The organism is Prevotella sp. DNF00663 (assembly GCF_001553265.1).
In the GTDB taxonomy this organism is placed as follows: domain Bacteria; phylum Bacteroidota; class Bacteroidia; order Bacteroidales; family Bacteroidaceae; genus Prevotella.
This window is the reverse complement of record NZ_KQ960613.1, coordinates 30185-52894: the sequence shown is the minus strand read 5'-3', so window position 1 is coordinate 52894 and position 22710 is coordinate 30185. Positions and strand designations below refer to the sequence as shown.

The window sequence follows — 22710 nt, the reverse complement described above, 5'->3', positions numbered from 1 at the left end:
AAGTTAGGACAATTGGTGGAAGTGTTATTTCACTATATATCGAATAAGGTTTAATAAAGTTAATATCCAATATTTCTAACTCCTTACTTCTCACTCTTAACTCTCCACTCCTCTATGCTTTCCCCACATTATTATACCAATTTAATAGAAGCCGGGTGCGACGAAGCCGGTCGTGGATGCCTTGCCGGAAGCGTTTATGCCGCCGCCGTCATCCTGCCACTTGATTATGATAATCCTGCGCTCAATGATAGTAAGCAACTCTCACATGCCAAACGTAATCAGCTGCGCGAACTGATTATACGCGACGCAGAGGCATGGGCCGTGGGCATTGTCACCCCTGAAGAGATAGACCATATTAATATTCTCAATGCAAGTTTCTTGGCTATGCACCGTGCACTCGACCAGTTACAGGTACGACCGGAAGCGATTATTGTCGATGGAAACCGTTTCCGCCCCTATCACGATGTGCCTTATACTACGATAGTCAAGGGCGATGGTAAGTTCCAAGCCATTGCTGCGGCCAGTATTTTGGCCAAAACCTTTCGCGATGATTATATGGAATCCATTGCCAAGGAGTATCCCATGTACGATTGGCAACACAATATGGGCTATCCCACACGCAAGCATCGTGAGGCCATTAAGCAATATGGCATCACTCCTTATCATCGAAAATCGTATAATTTATTAGGAAATGAGGAACTCAGTTTGGAGTTTTGAGGTTACTGCAGAGGCTAGACAGCATTATTGTTTGGGCTTTTCAGCATTCTTGAAAGGGCTAGGCAGCGATGCTGAGAAGGCGCTGCAGAAGCCCCACCCCAACTCTCCCCCAAGGAGAGGGAGATGGTTTTAAGTTGACAAGTAGACGAGTTGAGTTTTTAAGTTCTTGAGTTGTAGGATGGAAAGTCTTTCGTCTCCCTCGTGAAAAGGCGTACATTATTAGTAAATCAACAACGGGAAACGATGTATAATCGCCGCTATAAAGTTGACGAATCTTATAGCTCGTACATCAGATAATGGCTATCGTGCATGCCCAAAGATTGATACACACGCTGGGCAACGTTGTTGTTCTTGTCGACATACAAGCGTAGAGCAGCCGCATTTTCGCTCTGAGCGACTATCTTTGCAAATTCGAACAATTCCCTAAAGACTCCCTTTCGACGTGCTGTAGGGCGTACATATACCGATTGAATCCAATAATAGGGTGCGTTACACCAGTCAGACCACTCAGTAGTGAGCATTAGACAGCCTAATACGTCGCCTGTCTCTGGGGCTTTGGCCAATAAATATGTAGCCTTGGAATCATCCTCGATGGCAGCTTTTACGCCCTCGCGTACGGTGGCATAATCCAATTTATTATCTTCACTTTCGCGTGCCATGTCCAATTGGAATTGTACGATGGTCTCTGTATCTTGCCCTGTGGCAGTTTCTATTTGGTATTGCATGTCGTTTAAAGGAGTTATGGGGAGATAAAAGGGGGAAAGGAGTTATAGCAGGAGTAATTAGAAGTTATAAGGGAGATAACGGGAGTTAATGGACAAATGTCTGTTAACTTCAAACTTTCTAGTAGTTTTTATTCTAGCTTACTTCTGCTAACTTCCATCCTCTCCCTCTCCTAGGAAGAGGGAGAGGATAGGTTTTATTACATCTCAGCTTTGACCATAATGGGGAAGTGGTCGGATGGGAAACGGCCGTAAGGCAATTCGTTTAAGCTGCCGTATTGCAAGATACGAATATCCTTGGTGACGAAAACGTAGTCTATACGATAATCGTTTCCGGGCTTGGGAACTTTATATCCGTGGTAGGTACAGGTTGTTCCGTAGGGTGCCTGTTGCGTAATGCGGTAGCTATCGGCCAGCAATCCGTCGCCCAAAAGGGTCTGAATAGGTTCGTCGGTAGGCACTGCGTTGAAGTCACCGGTGGCAAATACGGTGGCATCAGTGCCTGCTATCTCGCGTATTTTCTTAAGTAAAAGCTTGGAAGATTCGCGACGTGCCACCTCTCCTTCGTGATCGTAGTGCGAGTTGAAGACAAAGAATACTTTTCCGGTGAGCTTATCGCGGAACTTACCCCACGAACAAATGCGGTTGCAACACTTCGCATCCCATCCCAAGCCTACTTGATTTGGTGTCTCTGAGTACCAGAAGTCACCATGTTTCAACAGTTCGTATTTGACGCGTTTGTAGAAGATGGCCGAGTGTTCTCCATCGTCTCCACCGTCGCGTCCCTCTCCTATCCAAGCGTATTCAGGTAATTCTGCCACGCCGTCGAGCATGTGTTTGAAGCCTTCTTGCGTTCCCACGATGTCGAAATCATGGAATCGGATAAGGCTTTTGACGAGTTCTTTGCGATTGCTCCATTGGTTGATACCGTCGTCTTTGGTGTCCATGCGCAGGTTGAATGAGGCGATGGTAAGGCGTGTTTTCTGTACTTTACGAGCTTCTGCCGGTTGTAATGCGATGGTCAGAAGCACCATTGATAATAGAATGATAGTCTTTAACTGTTTCATGTTATTTGATAGTTATGATTGTATTTGCTTAACAGGGACTCGTGATGAGGATAAGATGATTGCCCAAAGTGTCGGTTGTGGCAAACAAATAGACGTCTCCACCGTCTTTCAGTCGTAGTCGTTTGCGTAGTTCAGGGGCTGAAAGAGGGAAGTTGCGAGTAGCTATATTAGCCTGATGGATGCTCGACAAGGCTGTTTTCAGGCTCTTCTTGTTCATCGAAGTGACGGCTGTGATGCGGAATCGGCGACCGGGGAAATCGGCTTGTAAATCGGTGGAAACAAATAAATGGGAGTTGGAAGCGACGGCAGTCACATCCCATTGCTTGGTGAGCAAACCATAACAACCGGCTTTCATGGCTGCAGCGTGTGGCTCATAGAGATATTTGCCGGGCGTGATATCGCCATTCAGAATACGTTGTGGATAGTTTCCTTCGGCCTCATCGTCGTAAGAGAACATTTCATTATCATTCACACAGAAGACGCGGAGCGGACTGTGTGCGGCCTTTTCACCCTCGGCTACGAGGAGCAACTCTTTACATTCGTTCTTTACCGAAACGATATGTACTTCGCAAACAGGCATGCCTTGTCGGCCCATATCGACCACGGCTTGGTGCCAATCGAGCATGGGAGAGAGTTTGATGAGTGTATAAAGAGATTTCTGTTTGAGTTGCGAAACCAGTCGAAGTACGTCGGGTGTACAGTCGGATATGGCTACTGTCTTCGCTCCTTGGGCATCTCGACGTGCCGGATCAATAAAGATGATGTCGGCAGCAGGCATTGATTCAAGGTGCTCAATGCCATTTCCGCAGATGATATGAGCCTGTGTTAGCCCTAGAAGATTAAAATTATGATGGGCAATTTCGTAGAGATGAGTCTGCTGCTCTACATAGGTGCACGATGTAAATGAACGTGCCATGAAAGAAAAGTCGACCCCAAAACCGCCTGTAAGGTCGACCAATGAGCCGGCATGTGGGCAGAGACGTTCGGCCAAACGTGCTTTATAGTGTGCCGTTTGTTCCGAACTGCATTGCTCCATGGAGAGGTGTGGAGGATAGAGTAAGCCGTCGGTGGCAGCCCATGTGGGCAACTTCGTGTAGGCAGCCTGTCGACCTGCTATTTGGTCGAGAGCCAACCTCATGTCTACATCAGGGTAGCGAGCGGCTTGAAAAGCCAACTGTCGCACATCTTCAGTGGCATGTAGACGGATAAATTCGGAAGTTGCCGTATTCATAGATACTTCTTCTCAGCGACTATTCATGATTCAATAGACTTACGGCCTTTTGTACCACGTGGTTTTGTTCGTTCATGATTTGGAAGTATTCGCTCATATCCCAAAGGTCGCGAGCAACGAGTGCCTTCAGCTGGTTGCGCAGTGTGGGGAGCGTACGTTGCAGCTCTTTGTTGTCAACGGGCTTGATCTTTTGCTTCTTAGCCTCCTCCATAATCTCGTCTATCAGACTCTGTGGCGTAGTGTAGCGGGCGTTGAAATCGGTAAAAGAAGTGTATTCTTTCTGCAAACGCTTGCGGTTATTGTCCACATACTTGAGGTTGGCGTTGATGATAATACTCTTGGCAGCCAACTGACGGTGCAGAGATGTGTACTGCGTAGTGTCGAGTGGAACGAAGTAATCGGGCATGATACCACCACCACCGTAGACAGTTCGCTTGAGTCGAAGGGTCTGATACTTCAGCGAATCGGCAAAGTGGATGCTGTCGGCACTATAGAGTTCGCCATGCTTGAAGCGTTTTTCGAGGTCCATACCATAGTCTTCGTTGTCGCCTTTGGTATAGGGCTTTTGGATGCAACGGCCCGTTGGGGTGTAGTAATGTGCGATGGTGAGGCGAATCATAGAGCCGTCGGGAAACTCGATGGGGCGTTGAACGAGCCCTTTACCAAAGCTTCGTCGGCCTACTACCTGACCTCTGTCTTGGTCTTGGATGGCACCGGTGACAATCTCGGCAGCCGATGCCGAGAATTCATTTACAAGCACAATGACCTTTCCATCGAGCAATTTGCCATCGCCCTGAGCACGGTATTCTTGACGTGGAACGGTGCGCCCTTGGGTATAGACTATCAAATCGTTTTTGTGGAGGAACTCATTTGCTATTTGGACAGCAGCTATAAGATAGCCTCCACCATTCTCTTGAAGGTCGAGAATGAGGTCACGCATACCTTGTTGTTGTAGTTTCTTGACGCTTTCCATGAACTCGTTATAGGTAGTAGCACCAAATCCTTCGATGCGAATATAGCCTACTTGAGGCCGAATCATGTAGGTAGCGTCGATGGTTTTAACGGGTATTTTGTCGCGTGTAATAGTGAAAGTGAGACGGTCGGCAATGCCTCTTCGGATGACACCGAGCTTTACTTTCGTGCCTTTAGGGCCACGCAAGCGTTTCATAATATCTTCTTTCGCCATCTTGACACCGGCAATGGCGACACCATCGACACTGACAATACGGTCGCCGGCAAGTATTCCCATACGCTCGGAAGGTCCACCGGTGACCGGTTGGATGACGAGTAGCGTGTCTTGAACCATGTTGAACTGCACGCCTATACCCTCGAATGAACCCTCAAGTGGTTCGTTCATGCTTTTTGTTTCCTTTGCTGTGGTATAGGAAGAATGTGGATCCAGCTTCGACAGCATGCCTCTGATGCCGTCTTCTATCAGTTTCTCTTCGTCCACACTGTCCACGTACAGGTTGTTGATAGCCATTTCTGCTATCTGTAGCTTACGCATATTGTTATTTGTTTGTGCTTGTACTGCACAGACAAACGACAATAATATAAAAGCGAAGAGATAAGAGGCAAGAGAATGGGAATGGCTCTTACACTCTAAAATACTTTTATTTAGGCTCTTTCTTCTATTTTCTAATGTATTCATGAAAGTTCTCTTCTAATATTTGATTCTATAGATTTTGCCATCTACCTCTTATCTTTTCGAGAAACAAATTTATAAGTCTGCTTCTTCTGGAATATCCTCTTCCACTACCAAGTTGTCGATGATGAAGTTCTGGCGCTCTATAGTATTCTTGCCCATGTAGTATTCCAAGAGCTTCTGTACTTGGTCGTTTTTGTGGAGAGTGACTTGTTCCAAGCGCATGTCTGGGCCGATGAAGTGGGCAAACTCTTCCGGACTAATCTCTCCAAGTCCTTTGAATCGGGTGATTTCCGGGTCCGGACCGAGGCGTCGGATAGACTCTTTGCGTTCCTCGTCGGTATAACAATAATGCGTGATAAAGTCGTTTTTACGCTCGCCTTTACGCAGTTTGGCATCGGCTTCTGCAATCACTTCTTTGTCTTTTATTTTCGTTCTGCGATTACGAACACGGAACAATGGAGTCTGTAACACGTATACATGTCCCTTCTTTATGAGTTCCGGGAAGAACTGAAGGAAGAAAGTGATGATGAGTAAGCGAATATGCATGCCGTCAACATCGGCATCGGTGGCAACAATCACCTTGTTGTAACGCAGCATATCCAACCCGTCTTCTATGTCGAGAGCGGCCTGTAAAAGGTTGAATTCCTCGTTTTCATAAACCACTTTCTTGGTCAATCCAAACGAATTAAGGGGCTTTCCACGCAGTGAGAATACCGCCTGTGTGGTCACATCGCGACTCTTGGTGATGCTTCCACTGGCCGAATCACCCTCCGTAATAAAGATACAACTCTCTTCTTTACGTTCGTTCTTTGCGTCACAGAAGTGTACTCTACAGTCGCGAAGTTTACGGTTGTGGAGGTTAGCTTTCTTTGCTCGCTCACGTGCCAGTTTGGTAACGCCGGCCATAGCCTTTCGTTCGTGTTCGCTCGATTGTATCTTTTGCTGCATCACCTCGGCCACGGCAGGATTTTTATGCAGATAGTTGTCAACCTCAGTTTTGAGGAAATCGCCCACAAACTTGTTCACACTCACGCTTCCTTCTTGCGGACTCATGGTGAGAGACCCTAACTTTATCTTCGTTTGGCTTTCAAAAAGAGGTTCCTCAACGTTGATAGCAATAGCGGCAACCAGTCCGTTTCTAATGTCCGTATACTCGTAACCTTTGTTGAAAAACTCCTTGATGGTACGCGCAATGTGCTCCTTGAATGCCGTCTGATGGGTTCCGCCTTGCGTCGTATGCTGTCCGTTGACAAACGAATGATACTCCTCTCCATACTGATTGGTGTGTGTAAAGGCTATCTCGATATCCTCTCCTGCGATGTGGATGATAGGATATAGTCCGTCGTTAGTCATGTTGTCGCTCAACAAATCCTCCAGTCCGTTGCGGCTGTGGATACGTCTTCCGTTGAACATAATGGTCAGTCCTATGTTCAGGTAAGTGTAGTTGCGCAGCATATTCTCCACGATGTCGTCGTGAAAGCTATAGTTTTTGAACAGCGTCTTGTCGGGTTCAAAGTAAATACACGTTCCGTTTTCGTCTTCAGAGTCTTCAGTTGTATCTTTAATAAGCTTACCACATTCAAACTCAGCGACCCTTACTTTACCGTCTCTGTACGACGATGCGGTGAAATGAGAGCTGAGTGCATTCACAGCTTTCACACCTACTCCATTCAGACCGATACTCTTTTTGAAGGCCTTCGAGTCGAATTTACCGCTTGTGTTCAACTCTGATACGGCCGAGATAAGACTTCCTTGTGGGATTCCACGGCCATAGTCGCGCACCGTCACGCGCAAGTGATCCTCTATATCAATCTCTATGCGCTTACCGGCATTCATCTTAAACTCGTCAATAGAATTGTCGATGACTTCCTTCAGTAGCACGTAGATACCGTCTTCGGGCAACGTTCCATCGCCTAATCGGCCGATATACATACCCGGTCGAGTACGGATGTGTTCCGTACCCGACAGTGTTCGGATGTTATCTTCGTTGTAGACGACTTGTTCTGTCTGTGGTATATTGTCCTCTTCTTTCATATATCGTTGGTTGTTATTCTTTTATCAATTGTTTCTTATAGCACCTGTGGCGTTTATGTTGTATGGATTCTAGATATTGCCATTGGCTTTGTACCCCTTCGTTGGTTTCCATCTGAGGCAGAGCTTCGGCAATTTTGAAACCATATTCTTGGCACTGTTGTATGAGTTTATTGAAGATAAGGGCATTCACTCCCTTGCTTCTGTATTCGGGAAGAACGCCTATCAATAACAAGTCTACCACCTCTGTACGGTGCCATAGTGCCACTTTCAACATTTCCCACCAACCAAGTGGCCACAGGTTTCCATTGCATTTGCGTAGCGCTTGAGAGAAAGATGGGAACGTAACGCCGAACCCTACCGGCTTGCCGGGATTGTTTCCATCTTCTATAACCGATATGAGATTCACGTCGGCTATACGCATATAGGATTCTACGAGTTGTTTTATCTGTCGTTCTGACAGCTGCGAGAACCCATAAAGGTTTTTATATGTAATGTTCAGTAAGTCGAATATTTTGCGTCCATACCCCTCTTTCAGTATTTCTCTACGTGTGAGTTGGTGTGCATGCAGGTTGTATCGCTGCTCTATCATCGCGCTGAGTTTGCCGAATTTTTCCGGTATTTTCTCTGGTACTTTGATGAGATACTCCTTATAGTCGTTGTCTTTTTCAAATCCACCGAGCCTTTCCATGTGGTCAGCATAGTAAGGATAGTTGTAATTGGTATACATTGTTTCGAGCTGATCAAATCCTTCTATCAGCATTCCTTCGCGATCCATATCGGTGAATCCCAATGGTCCTGCCATCACATCCATACCCTTGTTGTGTCCCCACTCTTCCACTGCGTTGAGCAGACTGCGGGATACTTCAATGTCGTCTACAAAGTCGAACCATCCGAAACGTACGGTATTGTTCTTCCATGCCTCGTTGGCGCGTTCGTTGATGATACCTGCGATGCGTCCAACCGGTTTCCCCTCGCGATAAGCCATAAAGTAAATGGTTTGGCAACATTCGAACGATGCGTTCTTATTCTTGTCGAGTGTAGCCATCTCTTCGCTGTATAAGAAGGGTACAGCATACTCACAATCGCGGTATAAGTCGTTTCTGAACTTGATAAACTCCTTCAGTTGTTTACGGCTCGTTATCTGTCTTACTTCTATATTGCTCATCAATTTTTATAGATAAAAGGCTTCTTGGCCGCGTTATTGTGTGATGGTTTTCTTGTAACAGTTACGACGTTTGTGCAACGTACGTTCCAGATATTCCCATTGACTCTGCACATTCTCGTTGCTCTCTATCTCTACCTGACTCTCCCCCCACTTGAAGCCGTAGGCTTGGCAGCGTGGTATGAGGTCGGCAAATATCAAGGCGTTGGTTCCCTTGGCACGGTATTCGGGCAGCACACCCATCAGTAATAGGTCTACACCCTCCGTCTTATGACACTTAATGGCACGTAACAGGTGCCACCAACCCATTGGCCACAGTCGTCCACGGTGGCACTTTTGCAAGGCTATAGACAGCGAGGGAATGGTGATACCGATACCACACAGCTTCTTATCGGCATTCCAGTCTTCCACTAAAGTGATAAGATTCAGGTCGGCCAATTTCAAGTACATATTGATATATTGGTCTATCTGCCTGTCTGAGAGCTCTGAGTATCCGTACAAGTCTTTATAAGTTGAGTTGATGAGTTCGAATATTTTTCGTCCGTATCCCCCTTCAAAGACATCCTTCTTCGTAAGTTTTTTTACGTGTAGATTGTATCTTGACTCTATCATTGATGCTATCTTGGCGAATTTTTCAGGTATGGTATCCGGCACGGCTATTTTGTATTCTACATACCGATTGTCCACTTCAAAACCTCCGATGTGCTCAATGTGTTGTGGATAGTAGGGATAGTTGTAGATAGTAGGCATTGTGCCCAACTGGTCAAATCCCTCTATCAGCATTCCTTCCGGGTCCATATCGGTGAATCCCAATGGCCCCACTACGTGTTGCATTCCTTTCTGTCGGCCATAGTCTTCTACGGCTTTGAGCAGTGCGCGCAACACCTCTTCGTCGTCTATGAAGTCTAACCATCCGAATCTAACGTTCATTTGGCCCCACTTATCGTTGGCTTTATGATTGATGATGGCAGCCACACGCCCTACTAACTTACCTTCTTTGTAAGCCAAATAGTATTCGGCTTCGCAGAAGTCGAAGGCAGCATTCTTGTTCGGGCTGAGTGTGTTTAGTTCATCACTGAATAGGTTTGGGACGTCATATGGGTTCCCTTTGTATAAGTCATAGTGGAACTCGATAAAATCTTTGAGTTCCTTCTTAGATTCTACCTTCTTGATTTCTACAGATGGCATCTTTTCTTTCTTTTACTATTTACTTCGAAATCACTATCTCAATATACTGAACAACCGACAAAGATTGCCTCTGTTCACTATGTTTAGAAAACGTTGATTTCTAATGATTTATCGTTGATATAGGTCTACAAAATTACATAATTTAGCGCAGAAAAGCAAATAATAAGGTGAAAAAGCATAGCGATGCCGGATTGCTTGAGTTGCATGGACTGGCTCTTCATGTGTTCTTTTGTGTCTTCTCTTAACTTCGGCAATACACCAAGGCGGCTATTTGTAGGATAAGGAGTAGTGGTACAAGGATGCGAAACTTCCAATGCTGTGTCTTGTGGTGGAATAAGCGCATGCCCAGAAAAGTTCCCATGGCTCCGCCAATGAAGGCTAAAAATAGGAGCACCACTTCTGAAATGCGCCATTGATGATGCCGAACTTTCCATTTATCTATGCCGTGGGCTGCCAGCGTTATGATATTGATGCCGAGGAGATATAGGGTGACGAGTTGTAGAGTCATTTCTTTCTGAATTGATGTTTGAATATTTGTTGTAGATGTCGGAGTGTGGCACGAGGCGAATAGAATAGCATACGCGGACCGCTCCACCGCATCACTTGCCGTATCTTCTCGCGCATTTGCGGCGTATAACAATGCACCGGACAGTCTTTACAGGCATGTTTATCTACACCAAAAGGACAATGGTCAATACGCCGGCAAGCATAGTTGATGAGTTCCACGTATTCCCTTGACGGCGCGTCTTGGTGTAGGTGATGCCTGCAATAGAGTTCTATCATCAGGCGAATGGTTTGTTTATCCTGTTCTATTTGGTTGATTGATTTCACAAGTTTCTTTTTTATTGGGGAGTCTTATCAGACTCTTTTATTGTTTCGTCTTTGTTTCCGGAGGTTTCCGCTTCGCTCCAACCCCCGGCTATTGATGGGTTGTTCTTTAGACAATGTAGCCATGTTCAGGGTTGTCCATCCCTCTGTTTGGCGTTTATTGATATGTTATCTTTCGTCCGATGTAGGCATTTGGGATTCATCAGTCCAAAGGACTGCCTTTTCATAGCCGTGGCCCTTTAGGCCTACGGAAAGGAGATTGATAAGGGAATCCAGTCTGAAAGACTGCCCAATAGGGTACTTCTTCTCATCCCTCTCTATGAAGGAGAGGGCGAATAATTTCTTTTAATTGTAATGTTTTTTCCCTTTATGTGGGAAGTAGAGAGCGTTTTTACGCTTTCGTTTCACTCTACCTTGCTGGCTACGAAGGGCTTATTCTTCGGACAATATATTCTACTTGTCAACTCGTCTACTTAGCCATTTCCAGACTGCAGGGCTGTGGCAGCATTACTGCATCGCCCATTCAGCATTGCTGTTAAGGCTTTACAACGATGCTGCTGTGGCTTGGCAGCGAATCATTCTTTGCTTCCCGAATTCGTCATGTCGTGTCTCTATCTCTTCAAACCCTATCGTCTGTAGCATTTGAGCGGTCTCTTGGGCATAGAGAGGGTTGATTTCAAAGTAGAGTTTTCCACCCGATTTCAGGGCTCGATGGGCATATTGGGCAATGGCCCGATAAAACAATAGTGGGTCGTCGTCTGGCACAAAGAGAGCTAATGAGGGCTCGTGTTCAAGCACATTCGGCTCCATGTCGGCCTTTTCTCGAAAGCAGATATAGGGTGGATTTGACACGATGACGTCCCAACGGTGCTCATCGGTCGGTGGTTGCAGGGCATTTTGTTTGGTAGTATTCACTTGTGTGCCGAGTCTGTATGCATTCTCCGTGGTCACTCGCAAGGCCGTATCTGATATATCCCATGCCGATATGTGCGCCATGGGGAGTTCAGCTGCCAGTGTCACGCTAATACATCCGGAGCCACAGCCTATGTCGAGGATGTCGCACGTATGTTTGTTCTCTGCGATAATCCATCTACATAGCTCTTCCGTTTCGGGACGTGGGATGAGTACGCCCGGCTCAACTCGAAACGTCCGTCCCATGAATTGCGCCTCACCAAGGGCATATTGCACTGGTTCTCCGGTCTCTAGTCGCCGCATCAATGCCTCTAATTCTCGTGTGTCGTCATCGTTTAGATTGCCGATAGCGCCACAAGCAATGTCAGTATAGGTCATTGTAAAACGAGTTTCCAGCATCAACCGTACGATGGATGCGGCTTCGTGGTCATCGTATAGAGGTGTCAGGCGTTGCCAAAGAGATCGAAATGTGGACATAGATATGGAGTTGTATTTAATAAGATTCAGTCAGGAGAATTGATTGTTATTAATATTGGGGAGTCTTATCAGACTCTTTTATTGTTTCGTCTTTGTTTCCGGAGGTTTCCGCTTCGCTCCAACCCCCGGCTATTGATGGGTTACTCTTCGGACAATGTAGCCACATTCAGGGTTGTCCATCCTTCTGTTTGGCGCTTATTGGTATGTTATCTTTTGTCCTATGTAGGCATTTAGGGCTCATCAGTCCGAAGGACTGCCTTTTCATAGCCGTGAGCCTTTAGGCCTACGGAAAGGAGATTGGCAAGAGATTCCAGTCTGAAAGACTGCCCATGATGTTACCTGATTAGGCATATATTATTCGCAAAGTTAGGTAAAATCATTGGGAAGAGTGAATGGATGATGTGGAAAAATACTATCTTTGTTGTATAGACAGGAAGGCATAGCATCGCTGTGGCCGTCAAACGACGAGGAAATATGGAAGAAAATAAATGGAACTATCACGATGATACCATTACTTTAATGCAACAACAAATCGATGAACGCTACATGCGTCGGTGTATCCAACTGGCTAAGAATGGGCGACAGAATGCCAAACCTAATCCGATGGTGGGAGCTGTCATCGTAGCCGACGGACGCATTATTGGCGAGGGCTACCATGTACGATGCGGGGAGGGGCATGCCGAGGTGAATGCTTTCGCCTCTATTCGTAAAGTAGACGAGGCTTTATTACGCCAAGCAACGGTCTACGTGAGCCTTGAACCTTGTGCACACTACGGCAAGACGCCTCCTTGTGCCGACCTGATTGTGAGCAAGGGGGTGCGTCGTGTGGTGTGCGGATGTGTCGATTCATTTGCCAAAGTGCAGGGACGTGGTATCCAACGTATCCGTGAAGCAGGTATAGAGGTGACAGTCGGTGTGCTCGAAGAGGAATGTCTGTGGCTCAATCGTCGCTTTAGCACGTTCAATACCGAGCAGCGCCCGTATATCATCTTGAAGTGGGCGCAGACAGCCAATGGTTTTCTAGACAACCACGGACATGCACTGGCTATTTCAAACGAATTTACGCGTATGCTCTCCCATCAACTACGAGCTGAAAACGATGCCATTCTTGTAGGGCGAATGACCGACGAGCGTGAGCATCCAGCATTGACTGTGCGCGACTGGAGTGGAGGGAATCCGCGCCGGTTGGTACTCAGCCACAAGACACCAATTCCGGAATTGCTCCATCGGTTGTATGAAGATAAGGTGCAATCGCTCATCGTCGAGGGGGGAGCCAAGACCCATAAGAGTTTCATAGAAGCCGGATTGTGGGATGAAATACGCGTAGAAACGAGTGTACAGGTAGTCGATGACGGTACGTCTGCCCCTGTATTACCCACTGACGTAACTCTGTATAAAAGTGAATTGTATGATGGAAACGAGATAGTTTGGTATCGGAAGCGTGGATGAGAAGCTGAGTAAACGGAAGACAAGTTGACAAATATACACTTATAATTGATATGAAACGAGTATTTTATTTCTATTGGCTACCCTGCTATTAGCAGGATGCTCAAGCGAAGAGGTTTTAGTAGTGGCTTCACAATGTACTTTTTATTGTGAAGGAGAATCTAATTTGTTTTTTTGCGAATATATAGTCAAATATGAGGGGCAACAGAGTTGGACTACTACTCAATATATCGAGAACTTTGAGTATGAACCGGGTTATGAATATAGGTTGGACGTTTCACAAAGCAAGGATGGTACGTTTGCTGTGAAAAGGGTCTTGTCTAAAGAAAAGAAGGAATCAGAAAACATGGGTACATACAGGAAATACGATTTTAGTTGGCCAAAGTTATTAGATTGTAATACTTTATATGACAAATGGTATAAGAAATAAATAAGATCAAGAAGAAAGTCTTTCCTTATACTTCCTAGAATAGAAAGACTTTCTCTTATTATAATAAAATACCATACTTTTGGGAGAAGCCTAGATAAGTGTTCCTTTTATTCCCTATTCGCCAAGCCTAGACAAAGTACGCTAAACTTCACGTTGCCGGCTCGTAATAGCTCTTGTGCGCACGAACAGATAGTGGCACCGGTGGTTACAATGTCGTCTATAAGAAGAATATGGTGGCCTGTGATACCAGTGTCTTTCAGTCGAAAGGCGTCTTCTACGTTCTCTGTGCGTTGCCAACGGTCGCGTAGAGTTTGGCTACCCCCGAAGGTAATGCGCTCCACAACGTCTTTCTTTAAAGGTAATCCCGTCGCTTCTGCCACTCCGCGCGCTATCTCCACACTTTGATTATACCCTCGTTGGCGTTCTCGTTTCTTATAAAGAGGGATGGGAATAATCATGTCGATACCCTCGAAGAAGCCTGCTTGCATGCAGTCGCGAGCCAACATGTGCCCCAGTTGATAGCCTATTTCGGGATGGTGGTGATATTTCAGGTCGTAGATAAGCCGACTTTCGGGCGCATGGCTGGTGTAGTAAAAGAAGGCAACGCAGCGTTCGACAGGTATCAGTCCCCAAAACATCTTGGCCATTTCGTTATCGTAAGGCTGCAATTCAAAACCGGTTCGGGGCAAATGGAGGTTACATCGACCGCACATCACCTGTTCGTTGACACTCAACCGACGACCACACACCGCACAACAACGTGGTGCTATGACATCTAGGAGCGCTTTGCCCCAATCACTCCATCGGCTCATCGAAATCGCCCTCCAGACATTGGCGTATGAGTGAATAGTCGAAACCGCGCCCCATGGCAAACTTGATGAGTTTCATATTGCGTTCGTAGTCGCTGGCCGCCTTGATGGATTTCTGCTTGTTTCGCAACAAAGGGCGCAGCACATTCAGATACTCTTGGTCGTCAATCTCATCGAGTACGGGCATATAGACGGCTCGTTCCACATGTTTGGCATAGAGGGCTTGCTCTACTTTGCGACGTCCCCAACCATTGTAACGTATCTTGTCACGGGCAAAAGCACGTGTATATCGGGCATCGTCTACGTATTTTTCTTCTATGAGATGTGCCATGATGCGTGTTTGTGCGGCCTCATCAATACCCCATCTACACATCTTGTCGAGCATCTCACCGCTGCAATGTTCGGCTTGCGAGCAGAGGGCAGAGAGTTTAAAGAGAGCCTGTTGTTCGGTCATTTCTTTCATGTTCCTTGTTTTTCTAGTTGTTAAGACGCCTTCGAGGCTTCTGTTTCAGAGTCGGACAGCCATACAAAAATACGCTTTTTAGGCGATTTCAGCTTTGTACTCTCTTCTTTTTTTTCGTAAATTTGCAAAAGAGAATTCATCTATATAAAACCAAGAGACAATGAAAATTTATATCAGTCGACTGGTGATGCTTGCCATAGCGGCATTCACCATGCTCGCGGTTACGGCCAAACCCAAAGACCGTGTGGTTGTAGCCTACGTTTGTTCGTGGACCGATCTTCGGCTTCCTGACCCCACGCTTATGACCCATATCAACTATGCTTTCGGCCATGTGAATAAGGCCTTTAACGGTGTTGATATTCAGAACCCGCCATTTTTAGAGAAGGTGGTGGCTCTGAAGAAGCAGAATCCAAACTTGAAAATCAACCTATCAATAGGTGGATGGACGAGTGGAAACTTCTCTGAGATGGCAGCTACACAGGCTAATCGTACGGCTTTTGCCCGCGATTGCCGGCGTATCGTAGACAAGTATGGACTCGATGGTATCGACATTGACTGGGAATATCCTACCAGTAGCGAGTCGGGCATCTCTTCTTCGCCCGATGACACCAAGAATTTCACGCTGCTGATGCGCGACCTTCGTAAAGCTCTAGGAAGCAAGAAGCTATTGACTATTGCTACTATCCAAGACGGACTGTATATTGATTTCCGTGCATGTGTGAAGTATTTGAATTTCGTTAATATTATGGGTTACGACCAGTCTAACCCGCCGATGCACCATACCACCATCCATCGCTCTCCTCTATCGGGCCATATCAGTCTAGAGGAAGGTATCGATGCACATATCAAGAATGGTGTACCACCGGAGAAGTTGACCTTGGGTATGCCTCTCTATGGTCGTGGCGACCATAGTAATAAGATACTGGATAAGTTTATGAAGACCGGTTTTACCGATGGGCGTTATGTAGAACGTTGGGACAGTATCGGCGAAGTACCTTACCTAGCCGATAAGACTGGTAAGTTGGTATGGGGCTTTGATAATCCCCAGTCGTGGGCTGCCAAGTGCCAATATATCATTGATAGAGGCTTGTTAGGCGGTATGTATTGGGAGACGACGGAAGACAATGCTCAGCGAGATGGGCAGGTAACTATTTACGAATCGTTGTTGAAAAACAATAAGGGTACGATTCCATTGAAGCATGTACTTGTGTTGACCGGTGGAAAATCAGTAGCTGTGGTTCGCCAAATAATAGAACAACTGAAGCAACTTGGAGAGAAATGCCATTTTGACGTGACGGAATTAGCCGACGATGCTGCTTATACGCCGGAATACTTTGATCGTTTCCACTTGATATATCAGTTGGATGCCAACCTCTCGAAGTGGGGTAACCAAGCTCGTAAAGAGTTTGAAACCTATGTGGATGCGTCGCACGGAGCTTTCTTTGCAGTCACAGATGCTACGGTGAAAGGTTGGGATTGGTACAACGCATTCAGTCAAGACCTGCGTGTATGTCCATTGAATGAGAAGTATTGGAGCAATACCACGAAGATGGGACGCAATCTCTTCTGTGTAGGGAACGATGCCAAGGCAGAGGAAGTGATACCTCTTTTGATGAAATAAGAATCTGGACGATTCGTATATAAAAATAGGCCTGTCCATTTGGACAGGCCTATTTGCATGTTATGAATATTGAGTTGGCTTACTTCTTCTTCAAGTCGTAGTTGAGACCTGTGGCACTTTCCTGCAACTCATCAGAAACCATACGGAGTGTAGAGTCGTTAGGTTGTGTGAAGTAGAGGTCGTTGGCATCGCCTAGATGAAGCTTCAAGCCCTTTACTTGCTTGCCATCAACGGTCTTCTCAATGTTTTCTGCCTTACCAGTGTAGTTGTTGGTCTGGTCTTGACCATTCTCTGCTTCGAGATAAGTCTCAACAACTGCGAATCCCAATGTAGAATCGTTAGCTAGTTTTACAGTGTAACGAGTACCGGGACCATCGGCAGCGGGAACAGTACCTTCGAATACGGTAGTGTCGGCAACTGCTGCTACAGAGTCCGTACTTTCTGAATTTGCTCCAGTTTTAGACTTGGGTTGGCAAGATGCGATCAAAGCACCGGCAGCCAACAACATAATAAATGTTTTTTTCATTATTGCTGCTTAATTAAATTAATCGGTTGCAAAGGTAAGGATATATGAATATCATCCTATGCGAACTCGTGTTATTATTGGTTAAAAATAGATTTTATAATCACATTTTGATGCTGAAACCGGCTACTAACCATGTTCCGGGTTGTGGCACAATACCATAGTCTACGTACTTCTTGTTGAGCAGATTGTTGCCCACAATGTAGGCTTGGTAGTGTTTGGCATCCCATGATAAACGTGCGTCGAGCAATCCAAAGGTGGCATATCGACATACTGCTCCATCGCTATTGGTATAGGAACCTGTACGTTTTTGTAGTCGATAATTCAATGCAAGATGCAGATTCCGCCAAAGATGGGTACGCAGATTGGCAACCAATTTATGGCGTAGATATTCCAAAGCATATTGACTCTGGATACCATCGGCCTCATGTCGGTCTTGATTAATATAGCTATAAGCCACTGAAAGACGCTCTAAAATACGCTGTGAAGGCAGTAAATGAGCGAGCGACATGTCTACGTTGGTCTCTATGCCCAACGCATTGATACGGCCGAAATTGACCGATTTCCACACATTATCAGCTTGACGGGTATCGCGAATCCAGTCGATGAGGTTTTTATAGTGGTTGTGATAGATACTAGCACTGGCACTAATGGCATTTGAACGGAATTTCACACCGGCTTCAAGAGCCGATAACTCTTCGGGCTTCAAGTGCTTATCGGCAAAGTAACCATCTTTCTTTAGGTAGAGTTCGGTGACCGATGGCATGCGAAGCGAGGTGTTGTAAGAAGCATATACTTTCCAGTTGTTGCCAATACGGTAACCGGCATCGATACCCGGATAGACGCGCATGTTCATCTCTGCCCAACTGTTTTTGACAGCAACTAGACCGGCAGAGAGCGTAAAACGCTGTAGGATGAGGTTGTGCTCAAGGTTGAGGCTGATGTTGGTGCGGTTCAATCCCAATGTATAATCGCGGTCGGTACCATGGATATGTCGTGGAGTGTTGAGCGGTTCTCCGAGATTTCCACTCACCAAGTCTTCGTTGCGCAGCTCGGCACCGAAGGCTGTACGTCCCAAAGACCAGTCGAAATAACTGTTGAGGTTGACACCGTAGATATCGGTACGATGGTAGTTGAATGGAACCTTATCAAGCTTTCCACGGAAGAACTCAAACCTATCCATATTGCGATTCCAATAAATGGATGGTCGGAAATGTAGGCGTCCCTGCTTGGTGAGGGCTTGTACAGCCGTATAAGTCTTGAAAGTGTGTTCAAATTGATTGTCGGATTTGGGGCTATAGAATGTATTGCTTCCTACATTCTTGGTAGATAAGCCGGCGTGCCAATTCACGGTGACGCTGTTATCGTCGTAACGTCCTTGATAGAAAGCTTTGCCACCACGGTAATCGGCATTGAGACTACCGGCCTTGTTACGACTGTACCCATCGCTACGGGCATAACTTCCGGAGACGGAATGTGCCCAATGTTCGCGCGAGTAGTAGGTGCGTGCACCGACATTTAGATAACCGTAGCTGCCGGCTTCTACATGGGCTGAGGCTCCAGACTGTTTAGGAATACGTGTAACGATGTTGATGGCGCCGAGCAAGGAAGACGTTCCGTAGATGCGTCCGGCGGGGCCTTCCAGCACTTCTATGCGTTCGATTTCAGAAATATCAACCGGGAAATCGAAGGCGTTGTGTGCTGTCTGCGGGTCGCAGATGTTAATACCGTTGAGTAGAATTGTGATTTGCTCACTGTTACTACCTCTGATGCTGACGTCGGTTTGAGTGCCTAAAGGACCTCGTTGTCGTACATCGACGCCTACAGCATATTTCAGCAAATCATTAATACTTTGTACTGGAGCGGCCGCAATGTCGGCTTTGCTCAGTACAGTGACCATTCTCGCTTGCTGACTTTGTGTCAGCGGTGCTCTCGATGCCGTCACACTGACTTCGTCGAGGCTCACTTCACGTCCGTTGTCATAGAGAGCAGAGTCTACATTGGCAGTCTGAACGGTGCTTACTCCCTCTGCTTTCGCGTGAGAGAGTGTTGCGATGCTCAACGTGCCAACGAGCACTTCGCGTCCCAACACGGAGAAGAGAGCATAGCCCTTGTTCGAGAAATGCTTGAACTTGAGGCTACAGCGCTTGTTGAAAAATTGTTTGTACATGAATTATTAAATACTGATTTGTATAAAAACAGTTGCAAAGGTACGATAAAATAGTGATTCTTCAAAGTATTTCGATTCATTAAATAGTCGAACGAACGAATAGCAAAGGGGGTACGAAGATAAATGAGCGTATACCTAATAATAGCAATCTTGCCATCTTGCAGAAGACTGTAGGGACGCGACACGTCGCGTCCGTTGCAGGAAATGGGAATATTTATTCATTAAAATGATAAGATAATGCTTTTATAAGTGTATTCAACTTGCGGACGCGACATGTCGCGTCCCTACTGTTTATAATACTTATCAAGATACCATCGTGCTACATAATTCTGTATATACTCTGCTATGGCGTTATACTCTTCTTGATGTTTGATGATGTGTTCAAATAGTCTAGTTTGCCAAGCAAAGGTGATATTGTTTTGATATGCATATTTTGTGATGGCTGCTTTGTAACTTCCTATGACAGTAGATAATCTTCCTTTTTGAGCAGTTGCATTTGCATAATGCATCTGAATATTATAAGGAGGGGATTTTGCCTGATTTCTTTTTTCTTTTAAGGAAAAGTTTCCGGAGATAAAAACCAGCGCATGGATGTGGTTAGGCATTATGCTGTAAAGGGGTATCTGAATATCAGGGAAGTGATGTTGGATAGATTGTAGGTATCTCTCTGCATAACTTCCAATGGTTGATAGAATTATTTTAGGATTGGAATTTTCGCAAGTGATATGTCCAAAATAATGTTGTTGCTTTTTTGTGCAGATAGTAATAAAATAGCTACCTGCATTATAATCATGCCATTGGGTGCGAATCGTATGTCGACAAGGCATGTTCATGGGATTATTAGATATTGGTTGTTATATTTAATGTCTGTTGCAAATCGGGAGTAGAAACCCTTTACCGAGAATCCATTGTGATAATTCTTAAAGTTGATAAGGGACTCTATATCTCATTCGCAACAGACACTAAAAGGAGAAATTACAGTACTTGACTGCCCGGTTTGACCTCTCGGTCGACACGGGTAACCGCTAGATTACCATCGAAATTCTCGGCAGAAAGAATCATTCCCTGACTCTCGATACCCATCAACTTGCGAGGTGCAAGGTTAGCAATGAAACAGATATCTTTGCCAATGAGCTGTTCGGGCTCATAGAATTTGGCAATGCCGCTCACGATGGTACGCGGTTGACCACTGCCATCGTCGATGGTGAACTTCAATAACTTATTGGCTTTCTTCACCCTTTCGCAATTGACGATGTGTCCTACACGAATATCAAGTTTCTCGAAATCTTCGTATGCGATAGTTGATTTGATGTCTTTGGCTTTGTAAGCAGCTGCTTCATTGGCCTTTTTGGTATCTTCCAACTTCTTCAGTTGGGCTTCGATAATCTCGTCTTCAATCTTTTCGAAGAGCAGTTCGGGTTCAGCCAATTGGTGTCCGGCTTTGAGTAAGTCGGTGTCGCCCAACTGTGCCCAATCGAAGTTGTCCATATTAATCATCTTACGCAACTTCTCTGAAGAGAATGGTAGGAATGGTTCGAAAGCAATAGCTAGATTGGCTACGAGTTGCAAAGAGATGTAGAGAATGGTTTTGACACGTTCCGGATCGGTCTTCCAAACTTTCCAAGGTTCGCAATCGGTGATATACTTGTTACCGATACGAGCCAGATTCATAGCCTCTTTCTGTGCATCGCGGAACTTAAATACATTGAGAAGACTCTCGACTTTTTGCTTAACATCTTTGAACTCGTCGAGGGTATGCTTGTCTATGTCGAGCAATTCGCCGCATGTGGGTACGACTCCTTCGAAGTATTTCTTGGTGAGTTGGAGGGCACGATTAACGAAATTACCATAGATTGCTACCAATTCGGAGTTGTTGCGCTCTTGGAAGTCCTTCCACGTAAAGTTGTTGTCCTTGGTCTCAGGAGCATTGGCTGTGAGCACATAGCGTAATACATCTTGCTTTCCGGGCATATCAACGAGGTATTCATGTAACCATACAGCCCAGTTACGAGAGGTAGAAATCTTGTCATTCTCCAAATTCAAGAATTCGTTGGCAGGCACATTATCGGGTAGAATATAGTCTCCGTGTGCCTTGAGCATAGTTGGGAAGATGATGCAGTGGAATACGATGTTGTCTTTACCAATGAAGTGTACCAAGCGCGTATCGTCGTCTTTCCACCATTTCTCCCATGAGCCCCAGCGCTCAGGTTGAGCATCGCACAACTCTTTGGTGTTGGAGATGTAGCCGATAGGAGCATCGAACCATACGTAGAGCACTTTCCCCTCGGCATCGGCTACGGGTACGGGAATACCCCAATCGAGGTCGCGCGTCATGGCACGAGGCTGTAAATCCATGTCGAGCCAGCTCTTACACTGTCCATAGACATTGGGACGCCACTCTTGGTGACTCTCAAGAATCCATTGTTTGAGCCACTCTTGATATTCGTTCAAGGGCAGATACCAGTTCTTGGTCTTCTTGATGACAGGTGCGGAACCACTGATAGTGCTATGAGGATTGATGAGTTCCATAGGTGAGAGATCGCTACCGCATTTCTCACATTGGTCGCCATAAGCATGGTCGTTGTGGCAATGAGGACACTCCCCTATCACATAACGGTCGGCCAAGAACTGATGAGCCTCTTCGTCGTATAGCTGTTCGGTTTCGTGCTCAACGAGTTTACCGTCTTCGTATAGCTTCTTAAAGAAGTCGGAAGCCAATTTACTGTGTGTATCAGAGGTGGTACGACTGTATATATCGAAGCTGATGCCGAAATCTTCAAAACTCTTCTTAATCATGTTATGATAACGATCGACTACGTCTTGAGGTGTGATACCCTCTTTACGGGCACGGATAGTGATAGGCACACCGTGCTCATCGCTACCTCCGATGAAGAGTACATCTTCTTTTTTAAGGCGTAAATAGCGCACGTAGATATCGGCCGGTACATATACGCCGGCCAAGTGGCCAATGTGTACACCACCGTTTGCATAGGGCAAAGCGGAAGTGACAGTGGTGCGTAGATATTTCTTCTGTTCCATAACGTTCTGTTTCTCTTTATTGATTCTTTGCATGCAAAAGTACGAAAAAAATGGGATAATGTCATTATAAATAGGTGTTCAAAAGCTGGTTTTAGCTATTTCGGATAGAAGTTTGGGCTCTTTGTGATGAATGTATCGCATTGTGTATCGCATTAGTGCTTGACAATGGGTGAGCGATATTGTATCTTTGCATCGTGTTCAGGATAACCATTCAATCAACGAC

Annotated in this window: 20 protein-coding genes; 4 read left to right on the top strand and 16 right to left on the bottom strand. The window is 45.8% G+C overall.

Annotated elements, in window-relative coordinates:
• The first annotated feature begins 114 nt into the window (after nucleotides 1–114).
• Nucleotides 115–717, top strand: coding sequence for a ribonuclease HII (locus HMPREF3034_RS04910; protein ID WP_036896251.1), 603 nt, complete (start codon nucleotides 115–117; stop codon nucleotides 715–717).
• Between the two features lie 275 nt (nucleotides 718–992).
• Here HMPREF3034_RS04910 and HMPREF3034_RS04905 read toward each other — a convergent pair whose 3' ends face one another.
• The 10 genes from HMPREF3034_RS04905 to prmC all read right to left on the bottom strand — a co-directional run bounded on the left by HMPREF3034_RS04905 (nucleotide 993) and on the right by prmC (nucleotide 11986).
• Complete coding sequence (locus tag HMPREF3034_RS04905) at nucleotides 993–1442, bottom strand: GNAT family N-acetyltransferase (RefSeq protein ID WP_036896252.1); 450 nt, start codon at nucleotides 1440–1442, stop codon at nucleotides 993–995.
• Nucleotides 1443–1639: 197 nt separating this feature from the next.
• On the bottom strand, nucleotides 1640–2506 hold the full coding sequence (locus HMPREF3034_RS04900) for an endonuclease/exonuclease/phosphatase family protein (RefSeq protein WP_036896253.1): 867 nt from the start codon (nucleotides 2504–2506) through the stop codon (nucleotides 1640–1642).
• A gap of 28 nt (nucleotides 2507–2534) precedes the next feature.
• Entirely contained in the window at nucleotides 2535–3737 is a 1203-nt protein-coding gene (locus tag HMPREF3034_RS04895) for a class I SAM-dependent methyltransferase (RefSeq protein ID WP_036896254.1), read from the bottom strand.
• Between the two features lie 19 nt (nucleotides 3738–3756).
• Entirely contained in the window at nucleotides 3757–5244 is a 1488-nt protein-coding gene (locus HMPREF3034_RS04890; RefSeq protein WP_231725607.1) for a S41 family peptidase, read from the bottom strand.
• Between the two features lie 213 nt (nucleotides 5245–5457).
• Nucleotides 5458–7419 carry a DNA topoisomerase IV subunit B gene (locus HMPREF3034_RS04885; protein ID WP_062433687.1) on the bottom strand — a complete coding sequence of 654 codons (1962 nt, stop codon included), beginning with the start codon at nucleotides 7417–7419 and terminating at the stop codon, nucleotides 5458–5460.
• A 13-nt stretch (nucleotides 7420–7432) separates the two neighbouring features.
• On the bottom strand, nucleotides 7433–8584 hold the full coding sequence (locus HMPREF3034_RS04880) for a GNAT family N-acetyltransferase (protein WP_197421731.1): 1152 nt from the start codon (nucleotides 8582–8584) through the stop codon (nucleotides 7433–7435).
• 33 nt (nucleotides 8585–8617) lie between these two features.
• Nucleotides 8618–9769, bottom strand: a complete 1152-nt coding sequence (locus HMPREF3034_RS04875; RefSeq protein WP_062433679.1) for a hypothetical protein — start codon at nucleotides 9767–9769, stop codon at nucleotides 8618–8620.
• A gap of 241 nt (nucleotides 9770–10010) precedes the next feature.
• Nucleotides 10011–10277 (bottom strand): DUF1294 domain-containing protein, encoded by a 267-nt coding sequence (locus HMPREF3034_RS04870; protein WP_062433677.1) that lies wholly within the window; start codon nucleotides 10275–10277, stop codon nucleotides 10011–10013.
• The gene (locus tag HMPREF3034_RS04865; RefSeq protein ID WP_036896291.1) at nucleotides 10274–10591 is read right to left on the bottom strand and encodes a nitrous oxide-stimulated promoter family protein; all 318 of its coding nucleotides are present in this window, start codon (nucleotides 10589–10591) and stop codon (nucleotides 10274–10276) included. Before HMPREF3034_RS04865 ends, HMPREF3034_RS04870 begins: the two co-directional genes overlap by 4 nt.
• Nucleotides 10592–11140: 549 nt before the next feature.
• Nucleotides 11141–11986, bottom strand: a complete 846-nt coding sequence (prmC, locus tag HMPREF3034_RS04860; RefSeq protein WP_062433674.1) for a peptide chain release factor N(5)-glutamine methyltransferase — start codon at nucleotides 11984–11986, stop codon at nucleotides 11141–11143.
• Nucleotides 11987–12460: 474 nt separating this feature from the next.
• On the opposite strand from prmC, the gene ribD reads away from it, so the two are divergent.
• Both ribD and HMPREF3034_RS13125 read left to right on the top strand, forming a co-directional pair.
• Nucleotides 12461–13435 (top strand): bifunctional diaminohydroxyphosphoribosylaminopyrimidine deaminase/5-amino-6-(5-phosphoribosylamino)uracil reductase RibD, encoded by a 975-nt coding sequence (ribD, locus tag HMPREF3034_RS04855; protein ID WP_062433788.1) that lies wholly within the window; start codon nucleotides 12461–12463, stop codon nucleotides 13433–13435.
• Nucleotides 13436–13556: 121 nt separating this feature from the next.
• A complete protein-coding gene (locus HMPREF3034_RS13125) occupies nucleotides 13557–13862 on the top strand; it encodes a DUF4377 domain-containing protein (protein ID WP_369796365.1) in 306 nt (101 codons plus the stop codon).
• Nucleotides 13863–13969: 107 nt separating this feature from the next.
• Here the strand turns inward: HMPREF3034_RS13125 and HMPREF3034_RS04845 are convergent, their stop codons facing one another.
• Nucleotides 13970–14674 (bottom strand): ComF family protein, encoded by a 705-nt coding sequence (locus HMPREF3034_RS04845; RefSeq protein WP_062433669.1) that lies wholly within the window; start codon nucleotides 14672–14674, stop codon nucleotides 13970–13972.
• The gene (locus HMPREF3034_RS04840) at nucleotides 14658–15134 is read right to left on the bottom strand and encodes a regulatory protein RecX (protein WP_062433666.1); all 477 of its coding nucleotides are present in this window, start codon (nucleotides 15132–15134) and stop codon (nucleotides 14658–14660) included. The genes HMPREF3034_RS04845 and HMPREF3034_RS04840 overlap by 17 nt, the downstream gene beginning before the upstream one ends.
• A gap of 160 nt (nucleotides 15135–15294) precedes the next feature.
• On the opposite strand from HMPREF3034_RS04840, the gene HMPREF3034_RS04835 reads away from it, so the two are divergent.
• Complete coding sequence (locus HMPREF3034_RS04835; protein WP_062433664.1) at nucleotides 15295–16755, top strand: glycoside hydrolase family 18 protein; 1461 nt, start codon at nucleotides 15295–15297, stop codon at nucleotides 16753–16755.
• 79 nt (nucleotides 16756–16834) lie between these two features.
• Here the strand turns inward: HMPREF3034_RS04835 and HMPREF3034_RS04830 are convergent, their stop codons facing one another.
• The 4 genes from HMPREF3034_RS04830 to metG form a co-directional block, all read right to left on the bottom strand.
• Entirely contained in the window at nucleotides 16835–17281 is a 447-nt protein-coding gene (locus HMPREF3034_RS04830) for a copper resistance protein NlpE N-terminal domain-containing protein (RefSeq protein WP_036896266.1), read from the bottom strand.
• A 100-nt stretch (nucleotides 17282–17381) separates the two neighbouring features.
• The gene (locus tag HMPREF3034_RS04825) at nucleotides 17382–19448 is read right to left on the bottom strand and encodes a TonB-dependent receptor plug domain-containing protein (RefSeq protein ID WP_062433661.1); all 2067 of its coding nucleotides are present in this window, start codon (nucleotides 19446–19448) and stop codon (nucleotides 17382–17384) included.
• Nucleotides 19449–19732: 284 nt separating this feature from the next.
• Nucleotides 19733–20281: a transposase gene (locus HMPREF3034_RS12535; protein WP_156431040.1), complete on the bottom strand. Its 549-nt coding sequence runs from the start codon at nucleotides 20279–20281 to the stop codon at nucleotides 19733–19735.
• 142 nt (nucleotides 20282–20423) lie between these two features.
• Nucleotides 20424–22487 (bottom strand): methionine--tRNA ligase, encoded by a 2064-nt coding sequence (gene metG, locus HMPREF3034_RS04815; RefSeq protein WP_036899271.1) that lies wholly within the window; start codon nucleotides 22485–22487, stop codon nucleotides 20424–20426.
• Nucleotides 22488–22710: the final 223 nt, after the last annotated feature.